The following is a 17,856-nucleotide window of genomic DNA, read 5'->3' on the forward strand; positions in this document are numbered from 1 at the left end:
GCCCGTCCATTTGATTATATTTTTTCATTAAGCAGATTTCTCATGAACATGTTCCTTTTTCCTGTTCTTTTTTTCCCAATATTCCTTTTGGTAATCCTTAACGGTTTTTCCAGTTCCGTCGTGTCTCCATCCCGGAGAATTAAATATATAATTAAAACGGTCTTTAATGGTAAGATTAGGTTGTTTAAGATCTTTAGCAATTTTCTGCCATTCGTACAGTAAGGTCGTTATCGGGCCATCATCCGGCATTTTAGGATAAATTCCGAATTTTACCGGAACTTTAGGATCTTCGGGTTCAAAAGTACCAAAAATTTTATCCCAGAATATGAAAACCATTCCCATATTTCTATCCAGATATTTGATATTACATCCATGATGAACACGGTGATGAGAAGGTGTTACCAGAATGTATTCTAAGAACCCCATCTTTTTTACAGTCTGTGTATGTACCCATGTTCCGTAAACCTGACCAATGGCATAGCAAACCATAATTGTCCAAGGATTAAAGCCCAAAAATGCCAAAGGAGAGAAAAACAGATAACGATATAAAGGCTGAAAAACCGGGCTTCGGAATCCTGTTGTTAAATTAAAATATTCGGAATTATGGTGGGTAATATGTACTGCCCAAAAGGCCCTGGATTTATGGTCAACCAAATGATGGAAATAATATGCCAGATCTGTTGCCAGGAAACACAACACCCAATAATACCAGGTACTCATATCAAAATCAATCAGCCTGAAACTATAGAAAAAAAACATTACACCCATTGCAAATGCCTTCATCACAAGATCCAAACCGAAATTCATCAGTGCTAGATATATATTGGTCAATAAGTCTTTACGGCTATACAAATGTGCCTGAGCTACACTGCTGTAAATCATTTCTGCCAAAATAACGGCAGCATGAACGGGAACAGCCCAAGCATAGACACTTTCTAGTCCATTTTCACTCATAAAGTAATCCATCATCTGTTACTTAAATTAAGTACAAATTTAGGAATTTAAGAATTCGTTAAGGATTTTTTTTGATTTTTTTAATGAAATTTTAATCCGCAGTTTTATTAGCAAGCTGTCCGCAAGCGGCATCAATATCGCCACCACGACTTTTTCTCACCACACAAACAATTCCCGCATTTTCTAGTTGACGGATATAGTTTTCTTCTGCCTGCTTGTTGCATTGATCGTATTTTCCGTCACCAATAGGATTATACTGAATGAGATTCACTTTGGAAGGAACCTGCTTACAATATTTAATCAAAGCTTTGATATCCTCATCACCATCATTAATTCCTTTCCAGACACAGTATTCGAACGTAATAACAGATCCTGTTTTTTTATACCAGTACTGAAGGGCTTCCATAATATCCGTTAAAGGAAATTTATCGGAAAAAGGCATAATTTCATTACGCTTAGCTTCGATTGCAGAGTGAAGTGACAAAGCCAGTTTCACTTTCAATTCGTCATCAGCCAGCATTTTGATCATCTTCGGAATTCCTGAGGTAGAAACGGTAATCCTTCTAGGGGACATTCCCAAACCTTCGGGCTGGGTAATTTTTCGGATAGCTTCGACCACATTTTTGTAATTCATCATCGGCTCTCCCATTCCCATAAAAACGATATTGGAAAGCGGTCGATTGAAATACATTTTACTTTGGCTGTCAATGAGAGCAACCTGATCCACGATTTCCGCAACTTCAAGATTTCTCATTCTTTTAAGCCTCGCAGTTGCACAAAATTCGCAGTTTAAAGAACAGCCTACCTGTGAGGATACACAAGCTGTTGTTCTGGTTTCTGTAGGAATTAAAACGGATTCCACCATTAATCCGTCATGAAGTTTTACTCCATTTTTAATGGTTCCGTCAGAACTTTTCTGAAGCAGATCAACTGAAACAGGGTTGATGGTATATTCCTCAGAGATTTTATCTCTAAGTTGTTTCGAAAGATTCGTCATCTCATCAATCGAGTGGAGATTTTTACTCCATAACCAGTCATATACCTGTTTCGCACGAAACGGTTTTTCTCCTAAAGACAAAAAATAGTCTTGAAGCTGGTCTAATGATAAAGTTCGGATATCTTTCATTGTAAGGTTTTAGATTCTAGGTTTAAGGTCGCAGGCAACTAGTACCTGCAACCTTTTACCTTATATCTTTATTAAAGAATTAACATTGCATCTCCGTAAGAGTAGAATTTATACTTCTCTTTTACAGCTTCTTCGTAGGCATGCATTACGAAATCTCTTCCTGCAAACGCTGCAATCATCATAATCAATGTAGATTTTGGCGTGTGGAAATTGGTAATCATACAGTTGGCAACTCCGAATTCGTGTGGAGGATAAATAAATTTATTTGTCCAGCCGTGGAATGCAGAAATCTTCTTGTTTGAAGAAACTGAAGTTTCAAGCGTTCTCATTGTCGTTGTTCCGACAGCACAAACTCTCCTGTTGGCTTCAACAGCATTGTTGATGATCTGAGCATTTTTCTCATCGATGAAGATCTCTTCCGATTCCATTTTATGTTTAGAAAGATCTTCTACTTCAATCGGGTTGAATGTTCCTAAACCAACGTGAAGGGTAACTTCAGCAAAATCAATTCCTTTGATTTCCAATCTCTTCATCAAATGCTTTGAGAAGTGAAGACCTGCAGTAGGCGCAGCTACCGCACCTTCTACTTTTGCGTAGATCGTCTGGTATCTTTCAGCATCTTCCGGCTCAACGTCTCTTTTGATATATTTTGGAAGCGGAGTTTCTCCCAATTCCTTTAATTTAGCTCTGAATTCTTCGTAAGAACCATCAAATAAGAATCTCAATGTTCTTCCTCTTGAAGTTGTATTGTCAATAACTTCAGCTACCAAAGATTCATCTTCAGTGAAGAACAGTTTATTACCAATTCTGATTTTTCTTGCAGGATCTACCAAAACATCCCAAACACGAGTTTCTTTGTCAAGCTCTCTCAACAAGAAAACTTCAATTTTAGCCCCTGTTTTTTCTTTATTTCCATAAAGACGAGCTGGGAAAACTTTAGTATTGTTGAAAATAAAAAGATCTCCTTCGTCGAAATAATCAACAACATCCTTGAACAGCTTATGCTGAATAGTTTCAGTTTTTCTGTCCAAAACCATTAATCTGGCTTCGTCTCTGTGTTCTGATGGGTGTTCTGCCAATAATTCTGCAGGAAGATCAAAATTAAAATCTGATGTTTTCATTTTTTAAATTACGGTTTAAAAATTATTGAAATTACAAGGTGTAATTTTCGAGGTGCAAATATACGACATTAAAGCCCCCTTTGTCAAGTCTTATTTTACATCTGTTAAAAAACAGTGACTATAGGGCAGGAAAATGTATTAAAATTAATCAGACACCAAAGTTATAGAGTTGATAACTTATTCTTATAATTAATTTTAATTATGTAATCAACAATTGGTTATTTTTACAACACAGATATTCAATCTCGTTAAAAATATACAGCTATGAAAAATTTATTGTTTGTGCTTCTATTGATAGCCGCCAATACGGCGTATTCACAGGTTCAAAAAATCGAACAAGTAATTGATTCCTGCATGAAAAAGGACAATTTCAACGGCTCTGTATTATTCGCTAAAAACGGTAAGATTGAATTACTTACTTACAAAGGATTATCCAACAGACATTATAATATTCCTTTTTCAGACGAAAGCAGATTTCATATTTTCTCACTTACAAAAACCTTTACAGCAGTTCTCATCATGCAGCTGTACGAAAGGGGAAAGATAAATTTAGACGCTACCATTTCTACTTACTATCCTGAATATAAAGGTGAAGCTGCTCAAAAAGCAACGATCAGAAATTTATTAACTTACAGCAGCGGACGTGAAAACAAAGACATCAGTTCGCCAGAGCTTATTCATGAGGCTTATGACAATACTATCTGGAATCTTGATGATTTTATCACAACATTTTTATCAGAAAAACTAATCAGTAAACCGGGAACAAAATTTGAGTACAACAATGGAGATTATATCCTTTTAGGTAAAATTATAGAGAAAATCTACAACAAGCCATTTGAAAAGGTGTTAAACGAACAGATCTTAATTCCTTTAAAAATGTCAAACACAGGATTTCTTCATCATAATGACATCATTAAAAATCTTGATGAAGGCTATTCTGCAGACGATTCAGATCCATTTGCCCTTCATATGCCCACCAATATGTATATCGATAATCTTTATTGCGCCGGAGCAATGTATTCTACCCCGAAAGATCTTTTGGTATTTGACCAGGCAATTTTCAATCATACTTTGATTAAGAAAACGACTATGGATTTAATGCTTACGCCTTATCCGGAACTTGGGGATACAGCATTCAGCTTCTGGGTATATCCAAAAAGATTTGGAAGTGTTGAGACCCTGTTTGCAGAACGTCAGGGTGAAGGATATGGCCACAGCGCAAACTGGGTGCACCTGATTGATAAAGGTGTCTCTCTTTTCATATTATCGAATACCAAGGATATCAAATATCTTAATAAAATGAGAGAAAAGATTCTCAATGCTTATTACAGAAAATAGTTTAAAGAAAATTCAGAATCGCTTTCCAGTTTTCTAATTTTTTTTCAAAAGAAACCGTATGAAGAGGGCTTGTAGAAGGCATTAAAAATACAGGAATTCTAAACTGCTTCCCTAAGACCTTTTGTAAATTTTTATAGGATTTTCCTCCGTTACAGAAAATAGCTGTGATGTTTGGATATTTTTCCAGCAGCTCTTCAATCTGATTGGCTTCTTCATTTTTGATTTCAGAATCCAGACTTCCTTTTCTTTCACAGGAATCAATAACATCCCAAAGCGCAATATGATTTTTCTTTAATACGTTCATTTTTTTCTCATAATCATCGGTAAAATCCTCATCAAATAGTTCAAAAATAATTTTCCAGAATTTATTTTGCGGATGAGCATAATACTGCTGTTTTTCCAATGATTTTACTCCAGGAATTGAACCTAATATTAAAATTTTAGAGTAATCATCAATGATAGGAGGAAAAGAAGAAATTCGGTTTTGCATAATCAAATATATAAATTTTGGCTAAAGCCATTTACCTATTATAAAACAAAAAGCGGGCTAAAGCCCGCTCCTATTGATATTTTTCAGAACAATTTGTTTTTAATTGTTCATTCTTATCTTTTAATTTTTAAAGTGTTTCTTTCAACCAATCGAAAAATTCTCTCTGCCAAACCAAACCGTTTTGAGGATGTAACACCCAATGGTTTTCGTTCGGGAAATAAACCAATTTTGATTTTAACCCTCTTAATTTAGCCGCCTGGAAAGCTTCCTGACCTTGCTCGTAAGGAACTCTGAAATCAATTCCTCCCTGAACGATCATAATTGGCTTATTCCATTTTTCTACATAATTGCTCGGATTGAATTCCGTATATGCTTTTGGCAAAGGCTTTTCCCAAGGAGAACCTAAATCCCAATTGGCAAACCAAAGTTCTTCGGTTGTTAAATACCAAGATTTCATATCAAACAATCCATCGTGAGCAATGAAAGTTTTGAATCTGTTCTCATGAATTCCAGCTAACATAAATACACTGTAACCTCCATAACTTGCTCCAACAGCCGCTACTCTGTCTCCGTCTACATAAGGCAATGTTTTAGCATAATCTGTAGCAGCCAAATAATCTCTCATTGGCTGTCCTCCCCAATCTCTTGAGATCTCTTCATTCCATTTGGTTCCCCAACCCGGCATTCCTCTTCTGTTAGGTGCTACAACAATATAACCATTTGCTGCCATTAAAGCGAAGTTCCATCTTGTACTGAAAAACTGGGTTAATGCAGATTGCGGACCTCCCTGACAATATACTAAAGTCGGATATTTTTTATTCGGATCGAAGTTTGGCGGATAATGGAACCATACGCCCATTTCTTTTCCGTCGGAAGTTTTCACCATTTTCAGTTCAGATTTTCCCTGAGCTAATTTTGAATACATTTCTTTATTCGCTTCAGTGATCTGCTTCATTTCTCCGTTTTTGATATTGACAGAGAAAATATCTGTTGCATGGTTGATATCTGTTCTTCCTACTAAAAGTGAGTTTTTCTGATCTGCAAAAATTTCATTCACATCAAAATCACCTCTTGTGATCTGCTGAACCTTAGCACTTTTCGGATCTAATGAGAACAGTTGTTTTGTTCCTCTGAAAGCTGCAGTGAAATAAATCGTTTTAGAATCCCCGCTCCAGAAAACATCTCCGGAAACACTTTCATCCCAACCATTCGTTAAGTTTGAAATTTTTCCTGATTTCCAGTCCATGATTTTTACATCATTCTTGTCCGCTTCATAACCGTCTCTGGCCATACTCTGCCAGATCAAAGATTTTCCGTCCGGACTGAATTTTGGATTTACATCATATCCTTTATTAGCTTCCGTAAGGTTTTTAGTCTTTCCTGAAGCTAAATCGTAAGCAAAAATATCTGTATTGGTACTTGTAGAATATGCTGCGCCACTTTTCGGTTTCGTTACATATAAAAGCTGTGCAGAATCAGGGCTCCAGATGAAATCTTCCGCTCCACCAAACGGTCTTTGAGGAGAATCCCACATTTTTCCGTCCAGTAAATCTTTTGCAGCATCTGCTTTATCTGAAGTATTTACTACAAAAACATGGTTGTATTTTCCTTCATTGAAGTAATCCCAGTGTCTGTGGTTCAGATCTGTGTAAACTTGTGCTGTAGTTTTAGGGGTATCGGAATATTTATCTTTCCCCATTACTTTTTCCACCAAAACCTGCTTGCTGAAAGCGATCTTTTTACCGTCAGGAGAAATTACCACATTATCAGCTTCCCCGATTGTGTAAAATTCTGACCATGTTTTACCACTGTCTTTGGAAAGAAAAATCTTGTCTCCTTCCTGAGCATAGATTCCGTTTTTATCCCACTGGATAAGTGCTTTCTTACCTAAATCAATTTTTGTGGACTGATTATTAAGAACGTTTAAGAGATAGTTCTCACTTTTCGTTTTTTCAGTTTTAAGATCAACTTGTCCTACTTTGTAAATAAGTGAAGACTGATCCGGTGAAACTGCCTGTACTCCCACTTTTTTCAAAGTCCATAGGATTTCAGGCGTCATTACTTGTTGTGCATTCATTAAAAGCGGAGCTGCCAAAGCCAGCAGACTGTACTTAAGTTTCATATTCTGATATTCATTTTAGCGGATCTATAAAATCTTACCTGATTTCATATTCCTAAATTCAAAGATTGCCAAAGTTAATATTTAAAATAAAAATGAACGAAAGAATTAACATTTAAGTTATCCTGCTTAAAAAGAAAATCCGCCAATTAAAAACTGACGGATTTTATATGGTATAAGAGATTTATTCTATTAATCTCCATCTGAAAAGATTGAATTGGCCAGAGAAGTAATAATCGACAGCAAAATACTGAAAAGAAATGCCCACCAAAAGCCATCCACATGCATGCTATCAATAAAATAGTCTGCAATCAAAACAATTAAAGCATTGATAACCAAAGCAAAGAATCCTAAAGTAATAATAGTAAGCGGCAATCCGAATAAACTTAAAATTGGCTTTACTATTATGTTCAAAACACCTAAAACGATGGCAAAAATAATGGCTGTACTAAACCCATCAAAATGCACACCCGGTAAAATCTTAGTGAGAAGATATGCAACAATTGCAGTGATCAGTAATCGGATAATTAAGTTCATGTTATTTTATTTATTGTTATTATTTGTGGTAATTATCGAACAAAACTCATTCCATTTTGCAGGGAAAAGTTTTTTATATCATTTTATCTGATCTTCATCATGGTGACCAAAGACGTTGCTACGTGACTTTCATTTTCCCCATTTTCATCTACAACATAAATTTCCGTTCTTACAACAATGATCTTTCCGCCTCCTTTTATCACATAAGATTTTGAAACCAGCGCCTCTCCTATTGCCGGTCTTAAATAATTAACTTTCAGCTCAACCGTTACCACATAGCAGTCTTCTTCATAATGACTTACAGCAGCATACCCCGAAGAAACATCCACCAGAGAGGCAATCATGGCTCCGTTGAACATTCCTGCTTTTCTGGTCATCATTTCCATTTTAGGAATTTTAATAGAGATGTAATCTGTTTCCACAGTCAATAATTCCGCCTTATAAAATTTCAGGGTTTCGGAACGGTTGAAACTATCTAAGATGAGTTGTTTTTTTTCTGAAGTCATTGTTTTAATTTAAAGCAAATGTAGTGCAACCTTAAAAAACGTGAAAATTTTCAGTTACTATTCATGTATGAAAACAATAAACTGTAAATTCGTTCTACAGAAATAGGTTACAGACCACCCATGAGCAACGAGTTAGTATATCGATTCATTAAACCTGAAAAAACACTTGCTGATTTTGTGTACGGCTATTCTTCGCTGCAAAATCTGTCAACATTTAAAGAAGGCGTGATCATTCCCAACGGAAAAATCGATCTGCTTTTCTGTAAAACCACCGATAACCGGTTTCAAATTGTTTTGATGGGACTGGAAACCCAACCTAAATCAATGCCGGAAACGGAATTTTCAACTTTTTTCGCGATCAGTTTCAATCCGCTTGCATTGGAATATATTCTGCATCAATCCATTGCTGAATTTGTGAACGGTGGAAAAGAATTACCCGACAATTTCTGGGATTTCAGTATGGAGGATCTGAACGATTTTGAACAGTTCTGTGAAAAAGCTTCTCAAAAAATTAAATCTTTACTTCCGGAAGAAATTGACGAAAGAAAAAGAAAATTATTTGAGCTTATTTTTTCGACGCATGGAGAAATCACCGTTAAAGATCTTTCGGAACAGGTCTTTTGGAGCGAACGTCAGATCAACCGCTATTTTAATAAACAATTGGGTATTTCATTAAAATATTATTGTAAGATTTTACGTTTTCAGGCTTCTTTACATCATATTAAAGACGGAAATCTTTTTCCGCAGCTTAATTTTACCGATCAGTCCCATTTCATCAAAGAGATCAAAAAATTGTCCGGAGTTTCACCTAAAGAACTGTTTAAGAATCAAAACGACCGTTTTTTACAATTTTTGGTATATCATACACCATAATTTTGCAGCATAAAATTTAAAATTATGCTTATAAAAGATAAATCAATTGCCATTGTTGGCGGTGGTCCCGGAGGATTAACATTAGCAAGACTGTTACAGCTAAAAGGTGCTGATGTAAAAGTATTTGAAAGGGATCTTAATAAAAATGCACGTGTTCAGGGAGCTCCTCTTGATCTTCATGATGATTCCGGATTGGCAGCCATTCGTAAAGCAGATTTGTTAGAAGAATTCAAACAGAATTATCTTGTGGGAGCTGACAGAGAACTGATCGTAAATGAAAATGCAGAAATATTTTTCAGCGATCACGACTTAAAACCTGAGGAAAATTTCGGACATCAGCATTTCCGTCCGGAAATCGACCGTGGAACATTAAGAAAGATCTTATTGGAATCTTTAGAACCTGAAACCGTAGTCTGGGACAGCCATTTTATTTCTATGGAAAAGCAGAATGAAGGATGGCTTCTGCATTTCAAAAACGATACAACAGCATATGCCGATATTGTGATTGCCTGTGATGGAGCCAACTCAAAAATCCGTCCTTATATTACTGACAGTAAAGCTTTCTATACCGGTATCACGATGCTTGAAGGAAATATACTTCAGGCAAAAGAGAATGCTCCAAAAGTTAATGCTTTACTGAAAGGTGGAAAAATAATGGCTTTCGGAAACAAGAAAAATCTCCTAATGGGGCAAAAAGGAAACGGTGACATCGGCTTTTATGCAAGCTTAAAGGTTAATGAAAACTGGGCTGCAAACAGTGGATTAGACTATAATGATAAAGCTCAAATACTGGATTGGTTCAAATCTACTTATCCGGAATGGAATCCTATCTGGCTGGAATTGTTTGAAAATGCAGAAACACCGTTTATTCCACGTCCTATTTACTGTATTCCTTTTGATCAGACCTGGGAAGCTCAATCCAATGTAACCATGATCGGAGATGCAGCCCACGTAATGCCTCCTTTTGCAGGAGAAGGTGTTAATATGGCCATGCTGGATGCGTTGGAACTGAGTGAATGTTTGACATCGAATCAATACCAAACTTTACAGGAAGCCATTTCCGGATATGAAACCCAGATGCGAAAAAGAGCTGCTATTATGGCAAAAGAATCTCTTGATAACGGAGAACGGATGCATGCAGAGAACGCTCTTGAAAATATGCTGAATTTTTTCAACGGGCTTCATGAATAATAAAAAGAAACGGTTTATGCCGTTTCTTTTTATTTATGCTATATATTTTGACCTTAAGGAATAATGACAGCAAACTGATCATTAAAGGATAAAACCCCTTCGGTTATGCTTTCAGGATGAGCGTTGAACCCTTTTAGTTTTGATGTTTTGCCTTTTAGTACTAAATCCATCAGCTGTTTATCCGACAGTTTTTTACCAAAAATTTCAAAATTTACTTTAAAGCCACAGTTTTTAAAATCCGAACAACCGACAGCGGTTTTTCCTTTCATTAAATGATGATCCTTACATTTCGGGCATTGGGTTTCTTCCCAGGATTGAAGTTCTTTTTTAACAGCAGGTTCCCGTTTTTTCTTTTCTTTTGCCTCAACTTTTTCTTCTTCCAAGGTAATTACTTTTCCTTTTCCGTCGACCACTTTTTTAGTAAGCTCGGTCACCATCTGGATCAGTTCTTCTTTAAACTGATTAGCTTCATATTCACCACTTTCAATTTTACGAAGTTTCAATTCCCATTCTCCAGTCAGTTCGGGGCTTTTCAACAATTCGTCTTCGATGGTGTCGATCAGCTGAATCCCGGTTTGAGTGGCAATTAAGTTCTTTCTTTTCTTTTCGATATATTTTCGCTTGAAAAGAGTTTCAATAATGTTGGCGCGGGTCGATGGCCGGCCAATTCCGTTGGTTTTTAACAATTCCCGAAGTTCTTCATCTTCTACCTGTTTTCCGGCAGTTTCCATGGCTCTCAGAAGCGTGGCTTCCGTATAAGGTTTTGGCGGCGAAGTTTTTCCCTGGTGAATCATCGGATCATGAGGTCCGGTTTCTCCAACCGTGAATTCCGGGATCGTCTGTTCTTCTTCCTTTTCTTTTTCTTTATCGTTGGACTCTTCTTTGGGTTCTTTAGCATAAACGGCTCTCCATCCTGGTTCCAAAATCTGTCTTCCACTGGTTTTGAAAGGAATTGTTCCTACTTTTCCTTCTACTAAGGTGTTTGAAATTTTACATTCGGGATAAAAAACTGCAATGAAGCGTTTAGCGATTAAATCGTAAATCAACTTTTCTTCCCTGCTCAGGTTTTGAGACGGCGGAACTTCGGTTGGAATGATCGCATGGTGATCCGTCACTTTCGTATCATCGAAAACCGCTTTTGACTTTGGAATCGGAGCTTCCAGCAGAGGTGATATTAAATCCTGATAAAAATACATTTTTCGCAAAATCCCTTCTATTTTAGGATATAAACTTTCGGATAAATAGGTTGTATCAACACGCGGATAGGTCACGTGCTTTTTCTCGTATAAACTCTGGATATAATTCAGGGTATTTTCTGCAGAATACCCATATTTTTTATTGGCTTCCACCTGAAGTCCCGTCAAATCAAAAAGTCTCGGATTTTTTTCTTTTCCTTCCTTAATCTCAAAAGAAACGATCTCAAAAGGATTTACTTTGAGGTATTCCAATCCTTTTTCAGCACGTTCCAGGGTTTTTAAGCGATCGATGGCTGCATTGAAAATAACATCCCGGTATTTGGTTTTAAGTTCCCAATATTCTTCGGTGGTAAATGCATCAATTTCTTTCTGGCGCTGAACCAGCATCGCCAATGTAGGAGTCTGCACTCTACCGATGGAAAGAACCGCTTTATTTCCTCCGAATTTTTTAGTGAAAAGTCGCGTAGCATTGATTCCCAGTAACCAATCTCCAATGGCTCTTGCATTTCCTGCGAGATACAGGTTTTTGTAATCTTCAGCCGGTTTTAAGCTTGCAAAACCTTCTTTAATGGCTTCTTCGGTAAGGGACGAAATCCACAAACGCTGAACCGGTTTGTTGCATTTTGCTTTCTGCAATACCCATCTCTGAATCAGTTCTCCTTCCTGACCGGCATCCCCACAGTTAATCACTTCATCACATTCTCCGACTAACCTTTCAATCACTTTAAACTGGTTTTCAACACCTTTGTTAGGAATTAATTTGATCCCAAAGTTGTTAGGAATGATGGGTAACAAAAATAAATTCCAGGATTTGTACTGCGGACCGTAATCATGAGGTTCCTTCAGAGTGCAAAGATGTCCGAACGTCCATGTCACGCAATAACCGTTTCCTTCCATATAGCCCTGCTTCGGAGTGGTAGCGCCCAATACTTTAGCAATATCTCTGGCAACACTGGGTTTTTCGGCAATACAAAGTTTCATGAATTTTCGGAATTATAGAAGAGGGGCAAAATTCGGGATTTTTTTTGGATTTTGCTAATTTGTTCTTTCCAATCCGCAATGATAAGGTATTCGAAAATGATTAAAAAAAAGTTAAATTTCTATAATCAGCTCCTTTTCATAGCCGTTATATTTTTCATCAATATATCCATGAGGATTACAAGTAATCTTTGTAGCCCCAATTTTATAGTCTGAAGGCGTGTGAATATGGCCATGAATCCAATATAAAGGTTGATATTCCTGAATTAAATCTTCAAGATTAGAGGCATAAGCTGATGTTACCGGATCATTTTTATACTGTTCCGGAACCGAATGAATACTTGGAGCATGATGAGTCACCACAATGTTTTTCATCCCTCTTGCTTCTTCTAAACTTTCCTGTAACCATAATTTTGAGAACTGATGAATCTTAAATATATCCACTGTTCTCATTTTGGAATAAGAAGGATCACGTCTTATCTTTTTATAATCATTCATGACCGACTGACAGATCATTCCATATTTTACAGGGTTTCCAAAAATTGAAAAATCCGTCCACAAAGTAGTTCCGTGAAAGCGAATTCCTTCAATATCCACAAAAGAATTTTCCAGTACAAAAATATTGGAATCTTGTGCTGCCTCTTCTATTTTATGTAATGTTTTTGGATAAGAACCCTTATAATATTCATGGTTTCCCAGAACATAAATTACAGGTTTACCGGGAATTTTAGTCTTAATCCATTCAATTCCTTTTGTTCCTAAGTTTACATCTCCCGCTAAAACAATTATATCCGCATTATCAAATGATAAATCGGTATATCCAAATTCCTGATGGAGATCACTTATGATTTGTATTTTCATTTTCACAAATTACAGAAAAACTCCCTTAAAGAAGAGAGTTTTCTAACAATATTTATAAAACAAAATTAATTAATTTCCATAGGAACTTCCATCAAAAGGATCTCCGTATTTTCTGAAGTTGTTTTTATCTTTAATTCAGAAATATCTTGGACTCCCAAACCATCTCTTTCTTTCAGTTCCTGGCCATCAATTTCAGCGCTTCCTTTAATGATAAACGCATAGACACCATTTCCTTTTTTCCTGATCTGATATTGGGTTTCCGTAGTATTTTCAAAATTTCCTAAATGAAACCATGCATCCTGATAAATCCAGACGCCCTCATCATCCGCGTTGGGAGAAAGGATCTGCTGGAATCTGTTTTTACTTTTTGCTGGATCCAGCGTAATCTGATCATATCTTGGGCTCACATTTCTTTTTCTGGGATAGATCCAGATTTGCAGGAACTTTCCGAGTTCTTCATCATTTTTGCTGAATTCACTGTGCATCAGCCCTGTTCCGGCACTCATTACCTGGATTTCACCGCTTTTTATAACGAGCTTATTTCCTAAGCTATCCTCATGTTCCAGAGAGCCTTCAAGAGGAATGCTTATAATTTCCATATTATCATGCGGATGCACTCCAAATCCTTTTTCTGCTTCTAAAGTATCGTCATTTAATACTCTTAAAGTACCAAATTGAATTCTGTCAGGATCGTAATAATCACCAAAGCTAAAAGTCTTTTCACTTATCAACCATTCATTCTCAGTTTTTCCTCTGGAATCAGCTTTATGCAAAACATTTTTAGTTTCATCCGGTTTGGAAAAAGCAATATTCACTTCACTCTGTAATAATCCGCTTCCGCCTCCGTAATGTTGTATTACCTTAACTTCCTTATCTAAATTTTCACAAAAAGCTTTAATATCCTGTTCAAACTGATCTTCCAGCCCGGAACTCAATAAAACAACATCAACTTTATTGTTGGTGATATAATCGTAAGCTTTACTTTCAGAGCTTGAAAGTAAAGCTTTCCAGCCTTCATTTTTTTCTATAATTCTTTTTAAGACATCAAGAATTTCCTGATTTTTTCCGAGGACTAAGAAATTAAGCATTTTCATTTCAGATAAATTAAGGGTTAAAATTAGAGTTCAGTTTCCTAAAATGTCTCTTTGAACCAGACATCACTATATTCTTCCGGATGACGCTTAAACTGAGCGTGAACATAAGGGCATAACGGAACGATCATCAAATGATGTTCTCTCGCGTAGGAAACCAGTTTTTCCAATAATATTTTTGCAAAACCTTTCCCTTCATACTCCGGATTCACTTCTGTATGGTAAACCGTTAATTTATTTCCAATAACTGAAATATCCATTTTTCCGGCTTTGTTGTCGTCTGAGAAAAGCTGAATTTCTCCTCTTACGTTTCCTAAAACCACTTCTGTTCTTTCCATTGTTGTAATTTTTAATAATAACAAAGTTAAGACCTCTCACAAGATTATATCATGATCTATGATAATTTCGTAAAAGTTTTTCATTTTGTCAGACTCTCAAGAAATAAAAATAATCTGTTAAAAATCAACACATTAAAAAAATAATTCAAAATTATTTTCAAAAAAGTCTACTTTTTTAGTAGACTAATAAAAATTTATCTCTTATATTTGCAACCGTAATCAGGACATTAAAAATAAAATGAAATCGAATTTTAGAAATCAATCCGTTAAAAAGCACACCATCAATATGATGATGATGTATTGCTGTATGCCTGAATTACGAAATTGCTGTGGTTGACCTTACTTTTATATGACATATTTTTAAAGGCTTTACCACGTTGTAGAGCCTTTTTTATTTCAATTAACAACATCAAAAAAACAAACAATGACTCATTCTAAAAATAACTGGCTAATTCCAATAGCTTTTACCAATATCTACGTAATCTGGGGAATAACATTTTTAGCAATTTCTTTTGGATTGAAAGGTTTTCCTCCTTTTATACTTTCGGGTATCAGATTTTTGGCTGCAGGAATACTAATGCTGGGTCATCTTACTATAAAAGGGGAAAAAGCCAATTCAATAACCAACTGGAGAAAAAACGGGATCACAGGAATTCTTATTCTTACCGGAGGAACCGGATTGGTAGCTTGGGGAGAGCAATATGTTACAGCATCGGAGGCCGCAATTACAATTGCTACAGGACCATTCTGGTTCATTGCCATTGATAAAAAGAACTGGAAATATTATTTCTCGGATAAATTTATTCCCATAGGTCTTGTTATAGGTTTTATCGGATTGATTTTATTTTTGAAAGGAAGTGTTAATTCAAACGCCCATAATCCAATAGTAAATGGTTCTCTGCGAGTAACAGCATTTATTGTTTTAGCATTAAGCTCCGTTGCGTGGGTTTTAGGATCTTTATATTCTAAAAAGAATCCGGCAAATCATTCAACTTTTATGAATATTTCGCAACAGCTGATCGTTGCAGGAATTGTTTCTTTCATTATAGCCTATTTCAGAAAAGAATGGAGCCAGTTTTCGATCACAGAAGTTCCGTTATCAGCTTGGCTGGGCGTATCATTCCTGATTTTTTTTGGTTCCATCATTGCTTATCTTTCTTATATATGGCTGTTATCGGTAAAACCAGCTGCTTTGGTAAGTACTCATACGTATATTAATCCGATCGTGACCGTTATTTTTGGTTGGATTATAGCCAATCAATCGATCAATGGAAGCCAGCTGTATGGATTATCAATCATATTAATTGGAGTTCTTCTTACGAATATTACTAAATATTTCAAATTGTCAAAAAGATCAAAAGTAAAAATCCGAAGAGTGATAAGGCACCTCAACAGAAGTGGAAGACCTTATCAACCTATATAAATTTTAAGTAAAATGATAGAGATAAAAAACATTTCAAAAACATTTCACCAGAAAAAACAGTCTTTCCAAGCGCTGGATAATGTAAGCCTGACTATTGAAAAAGGCGACATCGTCGGAATCATCGGATTTTCAGGAGCCGGAAAAAGCACTTTAATCCGAACGGTGAATCTTCTTGAAAAACCGGATAATGGCGAAATCATTATTAACGGAAAGGATTTTACAACATTAAATTCCAAACAATTAGCCCACGAAAGAAAAAAAATAGGGATGATTTTCCAGCATTTTAATCTTCTTTCTTCAAGAACGGTTTTTGAAAATATTGCCCTTCCATTGGAGCTGGATCATGTCAACAAAACGGAAATTCAAAGAAAAGTCAGTGAACTTTTAAAAATCGTTGGTCTGGAAGATAAAGCCAATGACTATCCTAAAAGTCTTTCGGGTGGACAAAAACAAAGGGTTGCGATTGCAAGAGCTTTGGCAAATGATCCTTATCTCCTGCTTTGCGACGAAGCAACAAGTGCACTCGATCCGGCAACTACTCAATCGATTTTACAGTTGTTGAGGGATATTAATCAAAGGTTGGGAATCACCATTCTGCTGATCACCCACGAAATGGAGGTCATTAAAACGGTCTGTAACCACGTTGCTGTGATTGACAAAGGAAAACTGGTAACCAAAGGAACTTTAAGCGAGATTGTCTCCAACAAAGAGAATCCTATCATCAAACAATTTTTAAACTCTAGTGTTATGACTATACCACAAGAACTGAATAAAAAACTACAAAAAGAACCGCAAGACGGATTGTTCCCTCTCGTTGAGGTTGAACTTAATGAACAAATCTCTGTTGAAGAACTGCTTTCAATAGTGTATGATAAATATAAAATTCCGTACAAGCTTTTGAAGGCTGATGTTGAATACTTAGGTGATTCCAACTTCGGAAAACTGTTATTACAGCTACAGGGAGAAGAGGAAAAAAACCAGCAGGCTATTTATTTTTTCAACCAGAATAAAATTCAAAATACGGTAAGAGGATATGCTTAGTGATACGGTGATCTCTCTTTTATCGAAAGGAATTTGGGAGACAGTTTATATGACATTTGTGTCAGGATTTTTTGGATTTGTGTTGGGACTACCCATTGGAATTCTCTTGTTTTTAACCAAAAAAGGACAGCTTTTGGAAAATGTAATTTATAACAGAATTTTATCTGTTTTGGTTAATATTTTCCGTTCCATTCCTTTCATTATTCTGATTGTGTGGATGATCCCGTTTACAAGAAGCCTGGTCGGAACATCCATTGGTGTAAATGCCGCTTTGGTTCCTTTAAGTATTGGTGCAGCACCATTTATTGCAAGATTGGTAGAGAACAGTTTATTGGAAGTTCCTTATGGATTGATTGAAACTGCAAGAGCTTTGGGAGCAACTCCACTTCAGATCATCCGGAAAGTTTTGTTGCCGGAAGCGCTTCCGTCTTTAATTAACAACGCTACGATCACACTGATCACCCTGGTCGGGTATTCCGCAATGGGAGGAGCAGTTGGGGCAGGAGGATTGGGACAGATAGGTTATCAGTACGGATATATTGGGTATGACGCAGTTATCATGAATCTGGTCCTGGGTTTACTCGTTGCGATTGTATTTATTATTCAGTTTTCAGGTGACCGATTAGCCAAAAGATTTGATCATCGGTAATTGAAAATTAAAAAAAATATTACA

At 36.2% G+C, this 17,856-nt stretch carries 17 protein-coding genes; 6 read left to right on the forward strand and 11 right to left on the reverse strand.

All coding sequences use genetic code 11. The features are described 5' to 3' along the window. Window positions 1-27 precede the first annotated feature (27 nt). The 3 genes from P0Y62_07375 to queA all read right to left on the reverse strand — a co-directional run bounded on the left by P0Y62_07375 (window position 28) and on the right by queA (window position 3,201). A complete protein-coding gene (locus tag P0Y62_07375; protein ID WEK71374.1) occupies window positions 28-969 on the reverse strand; it encodes a sterol desaturase family protein in 942 nt (313 codons plus the stop codon). Between the two features lie 76 nt (window positions 970-1,045). Further along, window positions 1,046-2,080: a 23S rRNA (adenine(2503)-C(2))-methyltransferase RlmN gene (gene rlmN / locus P0Y62_07380; GenBank protein ID WEK71375.1), complete on the reverse strand. Its 1,035-nt coding sequence runs from the start codon at window positions 2,078-2,080 to the stop codon at window positions 1,046-1,048. A 71-nt stretch (window positions 2,081-2,151) separates the two neighbouring features. Further along, entirely contained in the window at window positions 2,152-3,201 is a 1,050-nt protein-coding gene (gene queA / locus P0Y62_07385) for a tRNA preQ1(34) S-adenosylmethionine ribosyltransferase-isomerase QueA (GenBank protein ID WEK71376.1), read from the reverse strand. Window positions 3,202-3,465: 264 nt separating this feature from the next. Between queA and P0Y62_07390 the strand changes: the two genes are divergently transcribed. Continuing rightward, window positions 3,466-4,539 carry a serine hydrolase gene (locus P0Y62_07390; protein WEK71377.1) on the forward strand — a complete coding sequence of 358 codons (1,074 nt, stop codon included), beginning with the start codon at window positions 3,466-3,468 and terminating at the stop codon, window positions 4,537-4,539. 1 nt (window position 4,540) lies between these two features. On the opposite strand, the gene P0Y62_07395 is transcribed toward P0Y62_07390, so the two are convergent. The 4 genes from P0Y62_07395 to P0Y62_07410 all read right to left on the reverse strand — a co-directional run bounded on the left by P0Y62_07395 (window position 4,541) and on the right by P0Y62_07410 (window position 8,191). Further along, the gene (locus tag P0Y62_07395) at window positions 4,541-5,029 is read right to left on the reverse strand and encodes a DNA-deoxyinosine glycosylase (GenBank protein WEK71378.1); all 489 of its coding nucleotides are present in this window, start codon (window positions 5,027-5,029) and stop codon (window positions 4,541-4,543) included. Window positions 5,030-5,156: 127 nt separating this feature from the next. Further along, a complete protein-coding gene (locus tag P0Y62_07400; protein ID WEK71379.1) occupies window positions 5,157-7,151 on the reverse strand; it encodes a S9 family peptidase in 1,995 nt (664 codons plus the stop codon). A gap of 189 nt (window positions 7,152-7,340) precedes the next feature. Then, a complete protein-coding gene (locus P0Y62_07405; protein WEK71380.1) occupies window positions 7,341-7,685 on the reverse strand; it encodes a phage holin family protein in 345 nt (114 codons plus the stop codon). 83 nt (window positions 7,686-7,768) lie between these two features. Next, window positions 7,769-8,191, reverse strand: a complete 423-nt coding sequence (locus tag P0Y62_07410) for a PaaI family thioesterase (protein WEK71381.1) — start codon at window positions 8,189-8,191, stop codon at window positions 7,769-7,771. Between the two features lie 120 nt (window positions 8,192-8,311). On the opposite strand from P0Y62_07410, the gene P0Y62_07415 reads away from it, so the two are divergent. Together P0Y62_07415 and P0Y62_07420 are read left to right on the forward strand one after the other, a co-directional pair. Further along, window positions 8,312-9,064 (forward strand): AraC family transcriptional regulator, encoded by a 753-nt coding sequence (locus P0Y62_07415; GenBank protein WEK71382.1) that lies wholly within the window; start codon window positions 8,312-8,314, stop codon window positions 9,062-9,064. Window positions 9,065-9,088: 24 nt separating this feature from the next. Further along, window positions 9,089-10,255, forward strand: a complete 1,167-nt coding sequence (locus tag P0Y62_07420; protein ID WEK71383.1) for an NAD(P)/FAD-dependent oxidoreductase — start codon at window positions 9,089-9,091, stop codon at window positions 10,253-10,255. A 53-nt stretch (window positions 10,256-10,308) separates the two neighbouring features. Here the strand turns inward: P0Y62_07420 and P0Y62_07425 are convergent, their stop codons facing one another. The 4 genes from P0Y62_07425 to P0Y62_07440 form a co-directional block, all read right to left on the reverse strand. After that, window positions 10,309-12,432 (reverse strand): DNA topoisomerase 3, encoded by a 2,124-nt coding sequence (locus tag P0Y62_07425; GenBank protein WEK71384.1) that lies wholly within the window; start codon window positions 12,430-12,432, stop codon window positions 10,309-10,311. A 111-nt stretch (window positions 12,433-12,543) separates the two neighbouring features. Then, window positions 12,544-13,290: a metallophosphoesterase gene (locus P0Y62_07430; GenBank protein WEK71385.1), complete on the reverse strand. Its 747-nt coding sequence runs from the start codon at window positions 13,288-13,290 to the stop codon at window positions 12,544-12,546. A 65-nt stretch (window positions 13,291-13,355) separates the two neighbouring features. Continuing rightward, entirely contained in the window at window positions 13,356-14,099 is a 744-nt protein-coding gene (locus P0Y62_07435) for a pirin family protein (GenBank protein WEK71783.1), read from the reverse strand. A 323-nt stretch (window positions 14,100-14,422) separates the two neighbouring features. Beyond that, a complete protein-coding gene (locus P0Y62_07440) occupies window positions 14,423-14,719 on the reverse strand; it encodes a GNAT family N-acetyltransferase (GenBank protein ID WEK71386.1) in 297 nt (98 codons plus the stop codon). Window positions 14,720-15,143: 424 nt separating this feature from the next. Between P0Y62_07440 and P0Y62_07445 the strand changes: the two genes are divergently transcribed. From P0Y62_07445 to metI, 3 genes are read left to right on the forward strand one after another with little or no spacing between them, the layout of a single operon-like run. Then, entirely contained in the window at window positions 15,144-16,142 is a 999-nt protein-coding gene (locus P0Y62_07445) for an EamA family transporter (protein WEK71387.1), read from the forward strand. A gap of 12 nt (window positions 16,143-16,154) precedes the next feature. Then, window positions 16,155-17,183, forward strand: coding sequence for an ATP-binding cassette domain-containing protein (locus tag P0Y62_07450; GenBank protein ID WEK71388.1), 1,029 nt, complete (start codon window positions 16,155-16,157; stop codon window positions 17,181-17,183). After that, window positions 17,176-17,832 carry a methionine ABC transporter permease MetI gene (gene metI, locus P0Y62_07455; protein WEK71389.1) on the forward strand — a complete coding sequence of 219 codons (657 nt, stop codon included), beginning with the start codon at window positions 17,176-17,178 and terminating at the stop codon, window positions 17,830-17,832. The genes P0Y62_07450 and metI overlap by 8 nt, the downstream gene beginning before the upstream one ends. Window positions 17,833-17,856: the final 24 nt, after the last annotated feature.

It is taken from the genome of Candidatus Chryseobacterium colombiense, from assembly GCA_029203185.1.
GTDB lineage: Bacteria > Bacteroidota > Bacteroidia > Flavobacteriales > Weeksellaceae > Chryseobacterium > Chryseobacterium colombiense.

Excerpts from the sequence above, each read along its gene's own strand:
- P0Y62_07440 (WEK71386.1), bottom strand. The coding sequence starts at position 14,719 with ATGGAAAGAACAGAAGTGGTTTTAGGAAACGTAAGAGGAGAAATTCAG.
- P0Y62_07375 (WEK71374.1), bottom strand. The coding sequence starts at position 969 with ATGATGGATTACTTTATGAGTGAAAATGGACTAGAAAGTGTCTATGCT.
- P0Y62_07390 (WEK71377.1), top strand. The coding sequence starts at position 3,466 with ATGAAAAATTTATTGTTTGTGCTTCTATTGATAGCCGCCAATACGGCG.
- P0Y62_07445 (WEK71387.1), top strand. The coding sequence starts at position 15,144 with ATGACTCATTCTAAAAATAACTGGCTAATTCCAATAGCTTTTACCAAT.
- P0Y62_07425 (WEK71384.1), bottom strand. The coding sequence starts at position 12,432 with ATGAAACTTTGTATTGCCGAAAAACCCAGTGTTGCCAGAGATATTGCT.
- P0Y62_07410 (WEK71381.1), bottom strand. The coding sequence starts at position 8,191 with ATGACTTCAGAAAAAAAACAACTCATCTTAGATAGTTTCAACCGTTCC.
- rlmN (WEK71375.1), bottom strand. The coding sequence starts at position 2,080 with ATGAAAGATATCCGAACTTTATCATTAGACCAGCTTCAAGACTATTTT.
- P0Y62_07430 (WEK71385.1), bottom strand. The coding sequence starts at position 13,290 with ATGAAAATACAAATCATAAGTGATCTCCATCAGGAATTTGGATATACC.
- queA (WEK71376.1), bottom strand. The coding sequence starts at position 3,201 with ATGAAAACATCAGATTTTAATTTTGATCTTCCTGCAGAATTATTGGCA.
- P0Y62_07420 (WEK71383.1), top strand. The coding sequence starts at position 9,089 with ATGCTTATAAAAGATAAATCAATTGCCATTGTTGGCGGTGGTCCCGGA.
- P0Y62_07450 (WEK71388.1), top strand. The coding sequence starts at position 16,155 with ATGATAGAGATAAAAAACATTTCAAAAACATTTCACCAGAAAAAACAG.
- P0Y62_07415 (WEK71382.1), top strand. The coding sequence starts at position 8,312 with ATGAGCAACGAGTTAGTATATCGATTCATTAAACCTGAAAAAACACTT.
- P0Y62_07400 (WEK71379.1), bottom strand. The coding sequence starts at position 7,151 with ATGAAACTTAAGTACAGTCTGCTGGCTTTGGCAGCTCCGCTTTTAATG.
- P0Y62_07405 (WEK71380.1), bottom strand. The coding sequence starts at position 7,685 with ATGAACTTAATTATCCGATTACTGATCACTGCAATTGTTGCATATCTT.
- P0Y62_07395 (WEK71378.1), bottom strand. The coding sequence starts at position 5,029 with ATGCAAAACCGAATTTCTTCTTTTCCTCCTATCATTGATGATTACTCT.
- metI (WEK71389.1), top strand. The coding sequence starts at position 17,176 with ATGCTTAGTGATACGGTGATCTCTCTTTTATCGAAAGGAATTTGGGAG.